Below are 15,023 nucleotides of genomic sequence, written 5' to 3'. Positions count from 1 at the left end.
GTGAGGGCCGTCCGCCGCCCACCGGGCCCGCCGTACTCCACGCTCCTCGCCGGACACCGCCGCCCGCCGTCGCGTCGGAACCGTCGTGCCGCCGGGCGGGTCAGGCTCCCGCGTAGATGCGGTGGACGAAGTCGGCGAGCTGGTCGTCCGGGAGGTGCCTGGCCAGATCCGCCTCGCTGATCATCCCGATGATGCGGTTGTTCTCGATCACCGGGAGGCGCTTGATCTGGTGCTCCTCCATCTTGGCCAGAACCTCGGAGACGGTGGCGTTCGAGGGCACCCAGACCAGGCCGGTGGCCATCTCCCCGGCGGTGACCTGCGACGGGTCCTTGCCGGCCGCCACGCACTTCACCACGATGTCGCGGTCGGTGATGATGCCCTTGAGCCGGTCGTCGCTTCCGCAGATGGGCAGCGCCCCCACTTTCAGCTCCCGCATCAGCTGCGCGGCCCGGTCGAGCGTCTCGTGTGCCTCTATGCACCGGGCACCCGAACTCATCAGGTCCCTGGCGGTCTCACCGTTCATATGTTCCCCCCGAAACGTATGCGGACTTTTCGGGAGAGTCTTACCCGTTTTCCGATAAGTCAGTAGTTGCGCCGTACGTGGATGGCCCAGCCGCCCCCGGGCAGCTCGTGGCTCGCCACGTGGTGGTGGGACTTCAACCGGCACCAGGCCGGGATGTCGGTGAAGGCCGCGGGGTCGTCGGCCAGCACCGAGACGATCGCGTTGCGCGGCACGGCGTTGATCTGCTCGGCGAGCATGATGATGGGGATCGGGCACTTCTTGCCCAATGCGTCGATGGTCAGTGCCGGAGGCTGGGTGGATCCCTCGGTGGCGGCGTGCCTGGACGTCATGACGCCTTCCCTCCCCAAACGCTGGTCACAACTTTACTCCCGCATCTTCGCGGATCTTCTTCACTATGTCAGGAAGAACGGTGAGGAAGCGGTCGACATCCGCCGCGGACGCGCCCTGCGGCAGCGACACCCGGATGTTCCCGTGGGTGAGGACGCCCATGGCCTCCAGGACGTGTGACGGCCGGAGCGTGCTCGCCGTACAGGAGCTGCCGGAGGAGATGGCGAATCCCGCCTTGTCCAGCTCCGTCAACAGCGCTTCCCCCTCCACGTAAAGACACGAAAAGGTGACAATGTGCGGGGCTCGTGCGACGGGGTCGCCGATGACCTCGACGTCCGGGACGAGCCGGGGCACCTCCGTCCTGATCCGGTCCACGAGCGCCGAGAGCCGCGCCGACTCCCGCGCCCACCCGGCCGTCATGGCGCGCAGCGCGGTGGCGGCCGCGACGATCGCCGGGACGTTCTCGAAGCCGGGGACCCGGCGGTACTCCCGGTCGTCCTCGGGGAGCGGGCTGCGCCACCGGGTGCCCTTGCGGACCACCAGCACGCCGACCCCGGCCGGGCCGCCCCACTTGTGCGCGCTCGCCGTCAGCACCGACCAGCCACCCGGCAGCGGCATCCGGCCCACCGTCTGCGCCGCGTCCACCAGCAGCGGAACGCCCGCCCTGGCGCACAGGGCCGCCACCTCGGTGACCGGCTGGACGGTCCCGACCTCGTGGTTGGCGCTCTGCAGGCAGGCCAGGGCCGTGCCGTCGGTGAGGACCGCCTCCTCGAACGCCGCCAGGTCCACCGCGCCGGTGCGGCCGACGCCGACCGTCTCCACCAAACCGCCGGAGCGTTCGTGCACACCGGCGGCGTGCAGCACACTGGAGTGCTCCACCGCCGACGTCACCAGGCGGCGCCCGGCGCGGCGCCGTCCGTGCAGGGCACCGAGCACGCCCAGATGCACGGCCTGGGTCCCCGAGGTGGTGAACGAGACCTCGTCGGGCCGGACGCCGAGCACTTCGGCGACCTCGGTCCGCGCCTGTTCCAGTAACATCCTTGCCCGGCGGGCGGGACCGTACAGTCTTGCCGGGTCGGCCCAGCCGACGTCGAGCGCCGCGATCAGAGCCTCGCGTGCCTGAGGGTGCAGCGGCTCGGTGGAGGCCGCGTCGAAGTACGCCACTCCTCAATCGTCGCACCATGTGCGACGCATGCGGGGGCTGCGCGGGGGGGCGAGGGCAGTCCGCGCTAGTGTGTCCCCCAGCGTAAAGCTGTGAACTACATGTTGTAAGCACGAATAAACGACCGCTCAGGAGCGACTCCTGGGCTTCATCTGTGGGGTAGGCGATCCGTGAGTCCGACCCGCCGTTCTGCACGGCGTCCGTTGGCCCGCCGCCGGGTGCCACGCGCTGCCGCTCTGGCGCTGCTGCTGGTGTCCGCAACGGCGTGCAGTGCCGAAGACTGGTCCCGAGGTGGCTTGCCCAAGGGCATCACCAAGCAGGCCGAGACCGTTCAGAATCTGTGGAACGGGTCCTGGATCGCCGCTCTCGCCACCGGTGTGGTCGTGTGGGGCCTGATCCTGTGGTCCGTTGCCTTCCACCGCAAGAAGAAGCACTCGAAGGACGAGCTGCCGCCCCAGGTGCGCTACAACCTCCCCATCGAGATCCTCTACACGGTGGTGCCGATCATCATGGTCGGCGTGTTCTTCTTCTTCACCGCGCGCGACCAGAACTATGTCAACGCGATGTCCGGCCATCCTGACGTGAAGGTCAAGGTCGAGGGCTTCCAGTGGAGCTGGCGCTTCACGACGGACTACAACGGCAAGCAGGTCGAAGTGGTCGGCAGGCCCGCCGGTGACTACACCAAGGGGCCGCAGCTGGTGCTCCCGGCCGGCAAGAAGGTCGAGTTCGACCTCGTCTCCCCGGACGTCATCCACTCGTTCTGGGTCCCGGCCTTCCACTTCAAGCGCGACGTGATCCCGGGTGTCGACAACAAGTTCGAGGTCGACACGCTGGAGAAGAGCGGCGTCTTCGCCGGCCGTTGCGCCGAGCTCTGCGGCGTGGACCACAGCCGCATGCTCTTTTCGGTGAAGCTCGTGCCCCAGGCCGAGTTCGACCAGTACATCGCTAGCCAGGCGGGTGCCCAGTGACCGCACTTAACGAACCCATCACCATTTCGCCGGTGGCGACCCGTAAAGGGTCGATCATCGCGAAGTGGACCTCGTCCACCGATCACAAGATCATTGGACATCTCTACCTGATCACCTCGTTCGTCTTCTTCCTGATCGGCGGCGTCATGGCGCTGATCATGCGAGCCGAACTGGCCCAGCCGGGCCTGCAGTTCACCAGCAACGAGCAGTTCAACCAGCTGTTCACCATGCACGGCACGGTCATGCTGCTCATGTTCGCGACGCCGCTGTTCGCCGGCTTCGCCAACGAGCTCATGCCGCTGCAGATCGGCGCGCCCGACGTGGCGTTCCCCCGGCTGAACATGGTCAGCTACTGGCTCTTCACCTTCGGCAGCACCATCGCCCTGTCGGGGTTCATCACCCCCGGCGGCGCGGCCAGCTTCGGCTGGTTCGCCTACACCCCGCTGTCGAACGCGATCAGCTCGCCCGGCATCGGCGGCGACCTGTGGATCGTCGGCCTGACCATCAGCGGTCTGGGCACGATCCTCGGCTCGGTGAACTTCATCACCACGATCGTCTGCATGCGCGCACCCGGCATGACCATGTTCCGGATGCCGATGTTCACCTGGAACATCCTGCTCACCTCGATCCTGGTGCTGATGGCCTTCCCGGTGCTCGCCGCCGCCCTGCTGGCCCTGGAGGCCGACCGCAAGCTCGGCACCCACATCTTCGATCCGGCCACCGGAGGCGCGCTGCTCTGGCAGCACCTGTTCTGGTTCTTCGGCCATCCCGAGGTCTACATCATCGCGCTGCCGTTCTTCGGCATCGTGACCGAGATCCTGCCGGTCTTCAGCCGCAAGCCGCTGTTCGGCTACATCAGCCTCGTCGGGGCGACCATCGCCATCGCGGGTCTGTCGATCACCGTGTGGGCGCACCACATGTTCCCGACCGGCCAGGTGCTGCTGCCGTTCTTCTCGTTCATGACCTTCCTCATCGCGGTCCCGACCGGAGTGAAGTTCTTCAACTGGATCGGCACGATGTGGCGGGGACACCTGTCCTTCGAGTCGCCGATGCTGTTCTCGATCGGCTTCCTGGTCACCTTCCTCTTCGGTGGTCTGACCGGCGTCATCCTGGCCTCGCCGCCGCTGGACTTCCAGGTGGCGGACTCCTACTTCGTCGTGGCCCACTTCCACTACGTCGTCTTCGGCACCGTGGTGTTCGCCATGTTCGCGGGCTTCTACTTCTGGTGGCCCAAGTTCACCGGCAAGATGCTCAACGACAAGCTGGGCAAGGTGCACTTCTGGACGCTGTTCATCGGCTTCCACACCACCTTCCTGGTCCAGCACTGGCTGGGCGCCCAGGGCTTCCCGCGCCGCTACGCCGACTACAGCCCGATCGACGGCTTCACCGACCTGAACATGGTCTCCTCGGTCGGCGCCTTCCTGCTCGGTGCCTCCACACTGCCGTTCCTCTACAACGTGTGGAAGACCCACAAGACCGCGCCGAAGGTGACCGTGGACGACCCGTGGGGCTTCGGCAACTCCCTGGAGTGGGCGACCTCCTGCCCGCCGCCGCGGCACAACTTCACCTCGCTGCCGCGCATCCGGTCCGAGCGCCCGGCGTTCGATCTCAAGCACCCGTATGCCACGTCCCCCCGTGAGCTGGAGGAGGTCTGATGAGGGTTCAGGGTTGGTTGTTCATCCTCTGCGGAGTCTTCTTCGCGGCGGTGGACGTCGTCTACTGGTTCTGGTCCAGGGAACCGGTCGGTACGACGGCGATGGCCATCTCGGTGGGCTTCGCCTTCATGATCGGCTATTACCTCATGTACACCGCCCGCCGCATCGGCGAGCAGCCTGAGGACAACAAGCAGGGTGAGATCAGCGAGGGGGCCGGCGAGCTCGGCTTCTTCAGCCCGCACAGCTGGTGGCCGCTGTTCGTCTGCCTGGCCGTCGCGCTCAGCGCGGTCGGCCTGGTCATCGGCTGGTGGCTCTTCATCATCGGTGTCTTCGCGATCATCATGAGCATGATCGGGTTTGTCTTCGAGTACTACCGGGGGCATTTCTCGCACTGATTTCTGCCGACTCTCCACCGAAAAGCGGACCACGGAAAATTTCTGTGGTCCGCTTTTTGGCGTTTGTTGGCAGGTTAGGTCGGATGTCCTCCGTGGTGAACCGCTTACTCCGGGTAGTAACAGAATCAGTAGATCAGTCCGGGACAGGGGAGTTCACGTGGGGCAGGCGATCCGTGGTTCGAGCCAGGGGGCCGGGTTGCTGGCTCTGGTGCTGGTGACCTCATGTGCGGCCGGGGGCGGCGCCGGTGCCGGTGCGCCGGTCACGGCGAGTTCCAAAGGGTACGAGGACGCCGTCGTCACCGTGGCGCCCGCGGACAAGGCAGGCAGGGTGCCCACCGATGCGACCGTCCTGGTGGCGGCGCAGGGCGGGGTGCTGAAAAAGGTCACCGTGCGAGGCCCCAAAGGCTCCCTGCCGGGCGTGCTGAGCGCCGACGGCACCCGGTGGCGCAGCCGGGGTACGGCGACTCCTGGGACCTCCTACCAGGTCAGCGCGTCGGCGGTGAACCCGGCGGGCAAGGTCACCGAGACCACCACCTCCTTCGCCACGGCCAAGGCCGACAAGACCTTCGCCATCGACAGCTTCATGCCGAGCAAGGACATGACGGGACTCACCGTCGGCGTCGGCATGCCGGTCATGATCACCTTCGACCAGCCCATCACCGACCGCGTCTCGGTGGAGCGGAACCTGCTGGTCCACAGCTCCAAGCCGGTCTTCGGGGCGTGGCACTGGTTCGACGACAAGACGGTGCACTTCCGTCCCCGGAAGTTCTGGCCGGCCCACACCAAGGTCCGGGTCGAGGCCCGGCTGGCGGGCGTGCGCGGCGGCGAGGGCCTGTACGGCAAGCGGAACCAGGGCATCGACTTCACGGTCGGCCGCTCCCAGATCACCCGGGGCAGCACCCAGTCCCACCATCTGATCGTCAAGCGCGACGGCAGGAAGATCCGGGAGATCCCCATGAGCGCGGGGCAGGGCGGTGTCTGGAAGTACTACACCACCAGCGGCGTCCACCTGGCCATGTCCCGTGAGCCGGTCACCGTCATGACCTCGCCCGGCATCGGTCCGGGGCAGTCGGGCTACTACCAGATGACCGTCTACAACACCGTCAGGATCTCCAACAGCGGTGAGTACATCCACAGCGCCCCGTGGTCGACGGGCTCGCAGGGCTACGCCAACGTCAGCCACGGCTGCGTCAACGTGAGCCCGGAGAACGCCAGCTGGTTCATCGACAACACCCTGATCGGCGATCCGATCATCATCACCGGCTCGCCCCGCAAGCTGGAGCCCACGAACGGCTGGGGCCACTGGCAGGAGGACTGGAAGGAGTGGCTCAAGTGGAGCAGCGTCAAGAACTTCACCACCGAGTCCCGCTGACCGCCGGCGGAGGATTCCGGAAGGGTCTCAGGAGACGCTGAGCGGGCCGCAGGGCCCATCGGGGCCGCAGCGCGCCCGCAGGTGCCGGGCCGGGCCCAGAGGCAGGTCAGCGGCCGTTTCAGAGAAGCGACAGGGCCCGGACACCGAGGTGTCCGGGCCCTGTCCGTGGCGAATCAGCGGATCAGTGGGTGAGGGACCTGTCGTCCTCCGTGCCCGAGCCGATGGCTGCGTGCTCGTCGTGGCCGTGGTCGCCGTCGAGCGGGATCTTCTCGCCGCCGTAGACCTTGCTCAGCTTGGCGCGGAGCCTGCCGAGCGGACCGCGCATCGCCTTCGACGGGACGCCGTCGGTGTCGGCGTCGGGTCCGGCGACCATCGGGACGGCCGTCTTGCCCCGCATGTGGGCCGCGATGTCCTCGTTCGGCGGGACGTGGACCTCGATGTACTCGCCGGAGGGCAGGCGCTTGATCACACCGGACTCCACGCCGTGCCCGATCACCGCGGCGTCGCTGCGCTGCAGGCCCAGGCAGAACCGGTAGGTGATGAGGTAGGCCACCGCCGGGCCGACGAAGATCAGCACCCGGCCGATGTAGGTCGTCCAGTTCAGCGAGACGTGGAAGAACGCGGCGATCTCGTCGTTCGCGCCCAGCAGCCACAGGATGCCGTAGAACGTGACCGCGGAGATGCCGATCGAGGTGCGGTGCGGGTTGTTGCGGGGGCGCTCGGCGACGTGGTGCTCGCTGCGGTCCCCGGTGACCCACTGCTCGATGAAGGGATACAGGGCCAGGCCCGTCATGATGATCCCCATCGGGACCAGCGCCGGGATCAGCACGCTCATCGGCAGTGTGAAGCCCAGGACGTTGATCTCCCACGCGGGCATCAGGCGGAGCGAGCCCTCCAGGAAGCCCATGTAGAAGTCGGGCTGCGAACCCGCCGAGATGTCGGCCGGCGTGTAGGGGCCGAACAGCCAGATCGGGTTGATCTGCGCGAAGGTGCCCAGCAGCGCGATGGTGCCGAACGTGAACATGAAGTACGCACCGGCCTTGGCCATGAAGGCCGGGTAGAACGGCGCGCCCACCACGTTGGTGTTCGTACGGCCCTTGCCCGGCATCTGCGTGTGCTTCTGCACCCACATCAGGATCATGTGAGCGGTGATGAGCGCCAGCAGGATGCCCGGGATGAGCAGGATGTGCAGCGAGTAGAACCGCGAGACCACGTCCTCGCCGGGGTATTCGCCGCCGAACAGGAAGAAGGTGATCCAGGTGCCGACCAGCGGCAGCGAGATCGCCACACCCTCGGTGATCCGCAGACCGGCGCCGGAGAGCAGGTCGTCGGGGAGGGAGTAGCCGGTCAGACCTTCGAGCAGGGCCAGCGTCAGCAGCCCGACGCCGATCAGCCAGTTGAGCTCACGCGGCTTGCGGTACGCACCGGTGAAGAACACTCGGAGCGCGTGCACCATCATGCCGGCGACGAACAGCAGGGCGGCCCAGTGGTGCATCTGCCGCATCAGCAGACCGCCGCGCACGTCGAAGCTGATGTGCAGCGACGAGGCGTAGGCCTCGGACATCATGACGCCCTTGAGCGGCTCGTAGGAGCCGTCGTAGACGACGTGACCCATGCTGGGCTTGAAGAAGAAGGTCAGGAAGGTGCCGGTCAGCAGCAGGATGATGAACGAGTACAGCGCGATCTCACCCAGCAGGAACGACCAGTGGTCGGGGAAGATCTTCCGCAGGTTGCGCTTGAGGAAGTTTCCCGCGCCGATGCGGTCGTCGATGAAGCTGCTCGCACCCGCTATGGGCTTGGGGACGTTTCCGGTGCTCATGCGTGGCCTCCGTTCTCACGGACCTCGGCCTCGGCGTCGCCGCGTTCCCAGAAGCTGGGCCCGGGTGGGACGGCGAAGTCCGCCGTGGCGACGAGGTAACCCTCGCTGTCCACGGCGATGGGCAGCTGCGGCAGAGGCCGGGCGGCCGGACCGAAGATGACCTTGGCGCCGTCGGCGGCGTCGAAGGTGGACTGGTGGCACGGGCACAGGATGTGATGAGTGCTCTGCTCGTACAGGGCCGCGGGGCAGCCGACGTGCGTGCAGATCTTGGAGTACGCCACGATGCCGTTGTGCGTCCAGTTCAGGTTCGTTCCGGACTTGATCTCTTCCGGGCGGAATTTGATCAGGATCAGGGTGGCCTTGGCCAGTGCGTTCAGGTCGTGCTCGTAGCCTTCGGGCACGACCGACAGGATGCCGCCGGGGGAGTTGAAGTCCGCCGCGCGGATCGGCGCGCCGGTGCCCTCGACGACGAGCTTGCGGGGCTTGCCGTCCTTGGTCTTCTCGCCCCAGACGGTGTGCCTGAGCTTGCTCGGGAAGTTGGCGTAGGCCGGGCCGAGGTCGCGCAGCAGGACCAGCGGGGCCAGGCCCAGCGGGGCCGCGGCCAGCAGCAGCGTCCGGCGGAGCAGCGGCCGCTTGGTGACGCCGCTCTCCGCCACACCCTGGGTGAAGGTCTCGGCGACGTACTGCCGGGTCTGGCTGTCGGAGGCCATCTCGTGGCGCTCCTGGACCAGCTTGTACTTCGGCATGATCATCCGGACCCAGACCACGATCCCCGCGGCCAGCGCGAGCAACGCCACCGTGAGCGAGCCGCCCAGGGCGAGGGTGGAGATCTGGGTCTTCTCGACGTCGCCGACCTGGAACACCACATAGGCGACGATGAAGGCGATGCCCGCGATGAGGGCGACCGTGAAGAGCAGGGCGGCGATCTTCTCGCCCTTCTTCGCCGTCGCCTCGTCCTGCAGGGTCACGCCGGGGACGTCGTGGTCTGCGGCGCGCTGCTCCTCCGCTCCCAGCAGGGACGTGCCCGTCGCGGAGGAGGGAGTGCCGATGACGCGCTTGGGCACGCGGTCCTCGGGCTGCTCGATGTCGTGATTGCTGTCAGTCATTGGTGGGCCTGTCGCTTCTTCGCGGTGATCCAGATGGCGGCCAGGGCGAGCAGGCTGATGCCCGCGATCCAGGCCACCAGGCCCTCGGTTACCGGGCCGATGCGGCCGAGACCTGCGCCGCCGGGGTTGGGCTCCTCACGCACGCCCACGATGTAGGCGATCATGTCCCGCTTCTGCTCGGGAGTGATGATGCTGTCGTTGAACACCGGCATCGCCTGCGGACCGGTGATCATGGCCTCGTAGATCTGCGTCGGAGTGGCCTCGTGGAGCGGCGGGGCGTACTTGCCCTGAGTCAGGGCGCCGCCGGAGCCGACGAAGTTGTGGCACTGGATGCAGTTCGCGCGAAACAGCTCGCCACCCTTCGCCTTGTCGCCCTTCGCGGGGTCGACCTGCTCCTGCGCGGGAACGGTCGGGCCGCCGCCGAGGGACTGGATGTAGGCCCCGAGCTGACGGACGGTGTCGTCGTTCACCCACGGCGCCGGAGCCTTGCGGGGGGCCTGGGAGCTGGGGTTGGCCAGGGGCATACGGCCACTGCTGACCTGGAAGTCCACAGCCGCCGCGCCCACGCCGATGAGCGACGGGCCCTGCGCGCTGCCCTCGGCGTTGAAGCCGTGGCAGCTGGCGCAGCTCGTCTCGAAGAGTTTCTTGCCCTGCGCGACGTCGTCTGCCCTGCCGGAGGCGATGGCCGCGTCGGCTCGCTCGCTCGGCGGGGCGACGAGGGTGTAGAACCCTCCGACCAGCGCGAGGGCCAGGAGCAGGACGGCGTATCTCGCGAGGGGATGCCGCCGCCTAGCGGTGATCCTGTTCACTGAGATCCCCGATTCCTTAATGAATGCCGTAGATGGTCACGAAAAGGCCAATCCAGACCACGTCCACGAAGTGCCAGTAGTAGGACACGACGATGGCGCTGGTCGCCTGCTCACGGGTGAAGCGCTTCGCGGCGTACGTGCGTCCCAGCATGAACAGGAACGCGATCAGTCCACCGGTCACGTGAAGGCCGTGGAAGCCCGTGGTCAGGTAGAACACCGAGTCGTACGCGGAGTGCGACAGGGTGTGCCCCTCATGGACCAGCTGGCTGTACTCGTACAGCTGGCCGCCGACGAACACGGCGCCCATCAGGAAGCTGACGATGTACCAGAAGCGCAGCTTGGCGACCTGGCCCTTCTCTGCCGCCCACACGCCCATCTGGCAGGTCACACTCGACAGGACCAGGATGATCGTGTTGACCAGCGAGAACTTGACGTTCAAATCGGCCTCGGGCCAGGGCAGGCCCTGGCCGAGGCTCACTGACCGGATGGTGAAGTACATCGCGAACAGCGCCGCGAAGAACATGAGCTCGGAGGACAGCCAGACGATCGTCCCCACGCTGACCAGATCGGGCCGGCGGGACGAATGTGCTGTCGTCGTCGTTGAGATTGCGGATGCTGTCGCCACGCCAGCATTATTGCGGCTCTCCAGCTCGGGTCGCCGCACGACCCCCCAGTAGAGACCTCAAATGTCCATTCAAACTGGATATACGGGGCATTTTTCTCGCTGGAGCCTCCGGCCTGGGTCCTCGGGCCAGGTGACCGGTACCATCCCAGGTGACCATACATCGACAAGGGATAGTGAGCGCGACCGTGAGCACCGACGACAAGATGAGGGTCCTCGTCTACAGCGACGACGCGAGCACCCGCGAGAAGGTGCGGCAGGCGATCGGCCGGCGTCCCGCCGCCGACGTGCCCCTCGTGGAGATCGTGGAGTGCGCCACCCACGCGAAGGTCGTCCAGCACCTCGACTCCGGTGAGATCGACGTCGCCGTGCTCGACGCCGAGGCCCAGCCGGCCGGTGGCATGGGTGTGGCCCGCCAGGCCAAGGACGAGGTCCACGACTGCCCGCCGATCTGCCTGCTGATCGCCCGCCGGGACGACCGATGGCTGGCCGAATGGTCCCGAGCCGAGGCCGTCGTGCCGCAGCCGATCGACCCGGTGGTCCTGGCGGACACCGTCGCCGACCTGATGCGCCGTCGCCTCTCCACCCGTCTGCCCGCCCGGTAAACACCCAGGAGACCCCCATGGACGCGCGCACCACCTGGCCCGCGCTGCTGACAGCCCTGATCGCCGGCGAGCACCTGACGGCGGACGAGACCGCCTGGGCGATGAATGAGATCATGTCCGGCTCGGCCACGTCCGCGCAGATCGCCGGCTTCGCCGTGGCGCTGCGAGCGAAGGGGGAGACGCCCGCGGAGGTGACCGGACTGGCGCGCACGATGCTGGAGCGGGCCGTCCCGCTGTCGGTCGAGGGCCCCGTCGTCGACATCGTCGGCACCGGCGGCGACCGCGCACACACCGTCAACGTGTCGACCATGGCCGCGATCGTGGCCGCCGCCGCGGGCGCGCGGGTGGTCAAGCACGGCAACCGCGCAGCTTCCTCCTCGTGCGGCGCCGCCGACGTGCTGGAGCATCTGGGGGTCGTGCTCGACCTGCCTCCCGCCGGCACGGCACAGGTCGCGGTGGAGGCCGGCATCGCCTTCTGCTTCGCGCCGTTCTACCACCCGGCGCTGCGCTTCGTCGGTCCGGCGCGCAAAGAGCTCGGCATCCCGACGGTCTTCAACTTCCTGGGCCCGCTGACCAACCCGGCCCGCCCCCAGGCGCAGGCGATCGGCATCTTCGATCCGGGCATGCTCCCCGTGGTCGCGGGTGTCTTCGCCGAACGCGGAGTGTCGGCGCTGGTCTTCCGGGGCGACGACGGGCTGGACGAGCTCACCACCGCCACCACCTCCACGGTCTGGGTGGTCCGCGAGGGCACCGCCACGCGGACCGTCCTCGACCCGGCCGCGCTGGGCATCCCCAGATCCCCGGCCGACGCGCTGCGCGGCGGGGACGTCACGTTCAACGCCCGGGCCGTGCACGACCTGCTCCAGGGCGGGACCGGTCCGATCCGTGACGCGGTGCTGCTCAACGCCGCCGCCGCGCTGGTCGCCCTCGACGGCGTCGGAGAGGACCTGGAGGCGGCCATGTCCGCCGGCTACGCGCGGGCCGCCCAGGCCGTCGACTCCGGCGCCGCCGCCACGACCCTCGACCGCTGGGTCGAGATCAGCCGGTCGCTGAAGCAGCGCTGACCTCGGCTCTCCCCTCACGGGCGGATGGAGGATCCGCCCGTGAGGGGATGCGGGCAGCGCGGGCCCGCCCTGGATCGCGCTCATGTGGCGTGTCGCCCTCCCGGCCGAGCCGGTGCCGCTCCTCCTGGCGCTGTCCGTGCTGTCCGGTCTCTGCCTGGTCGTCGTGGCACTCGCCCGGGACCGCCGGCGCCTGCTCCGCAGACTCCGCGGCCCGCGCGCGGACGTCAGTCGGACTCGCCGAGACCGATCGAGAAGGCGGCGTCGAGGTCGTGCCGGGAGTAGGTGCGGAAGGCGATGTGCGTCTCGGTGCGCAGCACACCCTCGACCTTGTTGATCCGCCCGGGAATGACCTCGGCGATCTCCTCGTAGGCGGAGACGCGGACCATGGCCATCAGGTCGTACTCCCCGGTGACCGAGTAGACCTCGCTCACCCCGTCGATCTCGGCGATCGTCTGGGCGACCTCGGGAATCCGGTCCACCTCGGCGTTGATGTGCACGATGGCGGTGACCACGAGCTTCCTCCTCGTTGAGTACGGCTTGCAGGCTCTGAAGCTATCAGCGCGTCGGGCGGCCCTCACGCGCCTGGTGCGGTTCGGAGGACCGGTAGGCGCGGTCGAGGCGGGCCTTGAGCCGCCCCGCGCCGTCGATCGGCAGGCTCCAGGTGCCGTCCACCTGCACCAGCCGCACCCCCGGGGTCTCCAGCCAGCGCAGGATGCACTCGGTCTCCTCGGCGCTGGCGGCGGGGACGGGGCCCGGTCCCGGTACGACGGTCTCGGCGGTGGCCACCAACGCGTCCACGAACGGGGTGGGATGGGCGCCCCGGGGCATCACCCCGGCCGATGCCAGCCGGCCGTGCCGGACGACGTGGATCTGCCAGCCGCCGCCCGCCGCGGGGGAGGCCGCGACCATCTGGGGGATCACGGTCAGCGCCCGCAGCCGCTGCATGCGGGCGGAGGCGCGGACGTAGGAGGCGAGCCGGTCGCGGTCGGCCGCGGCCTCCTCGTAGCGCTCGTCGAGGGCCAGCCGCTCCATCCGCTTCTGGACGGCCGAGAAGACCGGGGTGACGTCCAGCTCCATCGCCCGTCGCGCGGCCGTGGCGTGCAGGCCGTACTCCTCGACGCTCTGGTGGCCCTCGCACGGCGCTCCACATCTGCCGAGCCCGGCGAGAGCACAGGCGGAGCGCCGGGTGCGCGGGGTGATCCTCTCGGTGCACTGCCGCAGCGGGATCGCCTCGTGCAGCGCGGTGCGGGCGTCCTCCGCCGCCCGGGCGCTGGTGAACGGTCCCAGGTAGCCGGCACCGTCGTCCCTGATTTCGCGGACGACCGACAGCCGGGGGAACGCCTCGTCGGTGAGCTTGAGCCAGACCATCTTCTCCGGGAAACGGGATCTGCGGTTGTAGCGCGGTTTGGCCGAGCCGATCAGCCGCAGTTCCCTGACCTCGGCCTCCAACGCGGTCGCGCAGACGATCGGCCTGACCCGCTCGACGATGCCGATCATCTCGCGGATCCGGGGCCGGGTCTCGCTGGCGGTGAAGTAACTGCGCACGCGGCTGCGGAGATTGGTGCTCTTGCCGACGTAGAGCGGGTCGCCGCGCTCGTCCTCGAACACGTAGACGCCGGGGCCGGTCGGCACCGTGTCGGCCAGGTGCCGTTTGCGGCGCTGCTCCGGCGTCGGCGCGCGGACGAAGCCCTTCAACTCCTCCAGGGTGTGCACCCCGAAGGAGCCCGCCCGCTCCAGCAGCGCGTGGAGCACGTCCACGGTGGCCTGGGCGTCGGCGAGCGCGCGGTGGCACGGCTCCGTCCTGCTGAAGATCCGCGCCAGCGTGGCGAGCTTGCAGTTCGGTGCCTCGTCGCGGGTCAGCAGCTTGCGCGCCAGCACGACGGTGTCGACCACCGGATGGGTGGGCGCGGGGTAGCCGTGGGCGGCGCAGGCGGACTTGAGGAACCCCAGGTCGAACCCGGCGTTGTGCGCCACGAGGGTGGTGCCCTCGGCGAACTCCAGGAACGACGGCAGCACCGACTCGATCCTCGGAGCCGCCACGACCATGGCGTCGGTGATGCCCGTCAGCACCGAGATGAAAGGCGGGATCGGCGACCCGGGATCGACCAGGGTGGCGAACTCCCCCAGGACCTCACCGCCCCTGACCTTGACCGCCCCGATCTCGGTGATCGCGTGCTCACCCGCCGAAACCCCGGTGGTCTCCAGGTCGAACACGACGAACGTGAGCCGGCTGAGCGGTGTGCCGAGCTCGTCCAGCGTTCCCTGCACGGCGTAATCCACGACTCAGACCATAGGAGCCTTGACTGACATTTAACATTCCGGTCCCCGGCGCACCGGTCGCCGCGACGGTCACGGACCGGTGCGCTCTCCCGCATGCCGATCATGCCCGGCTCGCTCCCGAACGGCATGGGTCACCTGTCGCCGGAGGCGGTCTTATACCTAAGATCACAACTTATCCCCATACAGTTCACCTTTATGCCCGGTAAAAGCATGATTTCTGGTCATGTCCGGGTCGGGGTGCGGTAGCCGTACCCTTGATGTGAAGACCAATCCGAGTAGGGGCCGTGATGAGTTCAGCCGGAGAAGGCCTGTCTCG

At 68.1% G+C, this 15,023-nt stretch carries 15 protein-coding genes; 6 read left to right on the top strand and 9 right to left on the bottom strand.

From position 1 onward, the window contains the following. Positions 1-100: 100 nt before the first annotated feature. From OHA77_RS08030 to OHA77_RS08020, 3 genes are read right to left on the bottom strand one after another with little or no spacing between them, the layout of a single operon-like run. Positions 101-523: a CBS domain-containing protein gene (locus OHA77_RS08030; RefSeq protein ID WP_406317145.1), complete on the bottom strand. Its 423-nt coding sequence runs from the start codon at positions 521-523 to the stop codon at positions 101-103. A 59-nt stretch (positions 524-582) separates the two neighbouring features. Then, positions 583-852: a sulfurtransferase TusA family protein gene (locus OHA77_RS08025; RefSeq protein WP_326821270.1), complete on the bottom strand. Its 270-nt coding sequence runs from the start codon at positions 850-852 to the stop codon at positions 583-585. Between the two features lie 25 nt (positions 853-877). Then, positions 878-2,014: a cysteine desulfurase family protein gene (locus tag OHA77_RS08020; RefSeq protein WP_326821271.1), complete on the bottom strand. Its 1,137-nt coding sequence runs from the start codon at positions 2,012-2,014 to the stop codon at positions 878-880. Between the two features lie 294 nt (positions 2,015-2,308). Between OHA77_RS08020 and coxB the strand changes: the two genes are divergently transcribed. From coxB to OHA77_RS08000, 4 genes are all read left to right on the top strand, one after another. Continuing rightward, complete coding sequence (gene coxB, locus OHA77_RS08015) at positions 2,309-2,980, top strand: cytochrome c oxidase subunit II (RefSeq protein ID WP_406317143.1); 672 nt, start codon at positions 2,309-2,311, stop codon at positions 2,978-2,980. Positions 2,981-3,012: 32 nt separating this feature from the next. Continuing rightward, positions 3,013-4,635, top strand: a complete 1,623-nt coding sequence (ctaD, locus tag OHA77_RS08010; RefSeq protein WP_406317141.1) for a cytochrome c oxidase subunit I — start codon at positions 3,013-3,015, stop codon at positions 4,633-4,635. After that, a complete protein-coding gene (locus OHA77_RS08005; protein ID WP_326821274.1) occupies positions 4,635-5,030 on the top strand; it encodes a cytochrome c oxidase subunit 4 in 396 nt (131 codons plus the stop codon). Before ctaD ends, OHA77_RS08005 begins: the two co-directional genes overlap by 1 nt. Positions 5,031-5,187: 157 nt before the next feature. After that, positions 5,188-6,402: an Ig-like domain-containing protein gene (locus OHA77_RS08000; RefSeq protein ID WP_406317139.1), complete on the top strand. Its 1,215-nt coding sequence runs from the start codon at positions 5,188-5,190 to the stop codon at positions 6,400-6,402. A 181-nt stretch (positions 6,403-6,583) separates the two neighbouring features. Here the strand turns inward: OHA77_RS08000 and OHA77_RS07995 are convergent, their stop codons facing one another. From OHA77_RS07995 to OHA77_RS07980, 4 genes are read right to left on the bottom strand one after another with little or no spacing between them, the layout of a single operon-like run. Continuing rightward, entirely contained in the window at positions 6,584-8,221 is a 1,638-nt protein-coding gene (locus OHA77_RS07995; protein ID WP_406317137.1) for a cytochrome bc complex cytochrome b subunit, read from the bottom strand. Next, positions 8,218-9,327 carry a Rieske 2Fe-2S domain-containing protein gene (locus OHA77_RS07990; RefSeq protein ID WP_326821277.1) on the bottom strand — a complete coding sequence of 370 codons (1,110 nt, stop codon included), beginning with the start codon at positions 9,325-9,327 and terminating at the stop codon, positions 8,218-8,220. The genes OHA77_RS07995 and OHA77_RS07990 overlap by 4 nt, the downstream gene beginning before the upstream one ends. Next, entirely contained in the window at positions 9,324-10,136 is an 813-nt protein-coding gene (locus OHA77_RS07985; protein ID WP_326821278.1) for a cytochrome c, read from the bottom strand. The genes OHA77_RS07990 and OHA77_RS07985 overlap by 4 nt, the downstream gene beginning before the upstream one ends. Positions 10,137-10,152: 16 nt before the next feature. Further along, positions 10,153-10,701, bottom strand: a complete 549-nt coding sequence (locus OHA77_RS07980; RefSeq protein WP_326827043.1) for a heme-copper oxidase subunit III — start codon at positions 10,699-10,701, stop codon at positions 10,153-10,155. 263 nt (positions 10,702-10,964) lie between these two features. Here OHA77_RS07980 and OHA77_RS07975 point away from each other — a divergent pair, with 263 nt between their 5' ends. Together OHA77_RS07975 and trpD are read left to right on the top strand one after the other, a co-directional pair. Continuing rightward, positions 10,965-11,363, top strand: a complete 399-nt coding sequence (locus OHA77_RS07975; RefSeq protein ID WP_326827044.1) for a hypothetical protein — start codon at positions 10,965-10,967, stop codon at positions 11,361-11,363. 17 nt (positions 11,364-11,380) lie between these two features. Then, entirely contained in the window at positions 11,381-12,427 is a 1,047-nt protein-coding gene (gene trpD, locus OHA77_RS07970) for an anthranilate phosphoribosyltransferase (protein WP_326821279.1), read from the top strand. A gap of 224 nt (positions 12,428-12,651) precedes the next feature. On the opposite strand, the gene OHA77_RS07965 is transcribed toward trpD, so the two are convergent. Beyond that, complete coding sequence (locus OHA77_RS07965) at positions 12,652-12,939, bottom strand: Lrp/AsnC ligand binding domain-containing protein (RefSeq protein WP_326821280.1); 288 nt, start codon at positions 12,937-12,939, stop codon at positions 12,652-12,654. Between the two features lie 43 nt (positions 12,940-12,982). Beyond that, the gene (locus OHA77_RS07960; protein ID WP_406317136.1) at positions 12,983-14,707 is read right to left on the bottom strand and encodes a DEDD exonuclease domain-containing protein; all 1,725 of its coding nucleotides are present in this window, start codon (positions 14,705-14,707) and stop codon (positions 12,983-12,985) included. Between the last annotated feature and the right edge of the window lie 316 nt (positions 14,708-15,023).

Origin of the sequence: Streptosporangium sp. NBC_01639, assembly GCF_045209755.1 — a bacterium.
Lineage (GTDB): Bacteria > Actinomycetota > Actinomycetes > Streptosporangiales > Streptosporangiaceae > Streptosporangium.
Note: the sequence above shows the minus strand (reverse complement) of the source record. Positions and strands in the feature narration are given on the sequence as shown.

Excerpts from the sequence above, each read along its gene's own strand:
- OHA77_RS08030 (WP_406317145.1), bottom strand. The coding sequence starts at position 523 with ATGAACGGTGAGACCGCCAGGGACCTGATGAGTTCGGGTGCCCGGTGC.
- OHA77_RS08025 (WP_326821270.1), bottom strand. The coding sequence starts at position 852 with ATGACGTCCAGGCACGCCGCCACCGAGGGATCCACCCAGCCTCCGGCA.
- OHA77_RS08005 (WP_326821274.1), top strand. The coding sequence starts at position 4,635 with ATGAGGGTTCAGGGTTGGTTGTTCATCCTCTGCGGAGTCTTCTTCGCG.
- OHA77_RS07995 (WP_406317137.1), bottom strand. The coding sequence starts at position 8,221 with ATGAGCACCGGAAACGTCCCCAAGCCCATAGCGGGTGCGAGCAGCTTC.
- OHA77_RS07990 (WP_326821277.1), bottom strand. The coding sequence starts at position 9,327 with ATGACTGACAGCAATCACGACATCGAGCAGCCCGAGGACCGCGTGCCC.
- OHA77_RS07975 (WP_326827044.1), top strand. The coding sequence starts at position 10,965 with ATGAGGGTCCTCGTCTACAGCGACGACGCGAGCACCCGCGAGAAGGTG.
- trpD (WP_326821279.1), top strand. The coding sequence starts at position 11,381 with ATGGACGCGCGCACCACCTGGCCCGCGCTGCTGACAGCCCTGATCGCC.